The following is a 1,503-nucleotide window of genomic DNA, read 5'->3' as shown; positions in this document are numbered from 1 at the left end:
AAGCGCCCGATGAAGGGCCGTGAGGGGGCCTACCAGCCGCTGCCGGAGGAGCTGGCGGTGTCCATGGACGATCAGCGGATCTACGGGCCGCACGTCTACTCCCTGGGCCTGGCGGAGGCGATCGACCGCAAGCTGCTGGCCCCGTTCGAGATCGTGGTCCTGGAGCTGCGCGATCCGCTCGGCGACCGCCAGGGCGCCGAGAAGCAGGGCGTGCCGTGGGGACCAGGCGTCGGCGAGGCCGAGGACGGCAGCGAGGACGAGGTGCCGGCCGCGCACATCGCGGCCATCCAGGCCGGGCTGATCAAGACCGTAGTGGAGCGGGACCTGGAGCGCTGCATCACGTTCCACAACCGCACGATTGAGGCCCGCTATTTCAGCGAGACGCTGAACCAGACCGTCGAGAAGCTGCACTTCGAGAACCCGCAGAAATACCCGCCGGAATTCTGGGCACAGTGGCTCTCTGGTGAGCATGAGATCGACTACCGCAAGGAGCTCATCGGGGACTTCGGGCGGGGCGAGGAGGACGACGGGCTCAAGCACCGGATCTTCAGCAACTGCAAAGTCCTGGGCGAGGGCGTTGACATGCCGAATGCAGATTCGGTGCTTCTCCAGGGCAGGGGCAGCATGGTGGATATCGTCCAGGCCATCGGCCGGGCCCTGCGCATGCAGCCCGGCGAGGGAAAGACCGCCAGCCTGATCGTACCGGTTTTCCTCAAGCCGGGAGAGGAACCCGGGGACATCCTGGAGTCCGATTCCTACGGGCCCCTGGTCAAGATCCTTACCGCGCTGCGCAGCCACGATGCCAAGGTGGTGGAGGCCCTCGCGGTGCCGCAGAAGTCCGGCAAGCGCACCAAGGGGCGCAGCGCTGAGGCCGCTGTCGGGCCTGGTGAGAGCGGTGTGGGTGCGGGTGGGTCGGGGGCGTTCACGCTGCCGGTACGGTTCCAGACGCCGGTGGATGAGAACGTGCTCGCACTGTTCATCGCCTCCAGGGTTCTGGTCGGCGAGACGCAGCTCTGGCGGGAGGGAATCGGCCACGCGCGGCGGTGGTTCGAGGAAACCGGCGGGCTTGACGTTCCCTATTCCGCTCTCGTCGGGGAGAACGGGAATTACCCGCTCGGAAAGTGGCTGTCGGACCGGCGCGGCGAGAATGCGAATGGTGAGCTGGCGTCATACCGGGTGGAGATGCTGGACGCGCTCGGGATGATCTGGTCCGTCTCGGACGCACGGTTCGAGGCCGGTCTCGACTGGGCGCGGGTGTGGGCAAAGGGCCACGGCGGGAGCCTGGCGGCGCCGGCGCGGGCCTCGGTCGGTGGATACGCGATCGGGACGTGGCTCTCGGAGCTGCGGGCCTCCGCGCAGGTGCCGGCCGGGGAGCAGGGCGCGCTGTCGCCCGAGCGGCGCCGGGCGCTGGAGGAGATCGACCCGTGGTGGTGCCCGGTGTGGCCGATCACCTGGCAGCGCGCCTACGCCACCGCGCGGCAGTGGTGGCTGGAGTCCGACGGC

1 protein-coding gene is annotated in these 1,503 nt (G+C 68.8%); it reads left to right on the top strand.

Going from position 1 to position 1,503, the window contains the following annotated elements; translation table 11 throughout:
• Window positions 1-63: 63 nt before the first annotated feature.
• A partial coding sequence (locus tag AB0O00_RS39060) for a Helicase associated domain protein (protein ID WP_363659425.1) occupies window positions 64-1,503 on the top strand: 1,440 nt, incomplete at its 3' end.

Source organism: Kitasatospora sp. NPDC093558 (assembly GCF_040683475.1).
In the GTDB taxonomy this organism is placed as follows: Bacteria; Actinomycetota; Actinomycetes; order Streptomycetales; family Streptomycetaceae; genus Kitasatospora.
The sequence above is the reverse complement of the archived record's forward strand: the minus strand, read 5'-3'. Positions and strand labels throughout refer to the sequence as shown.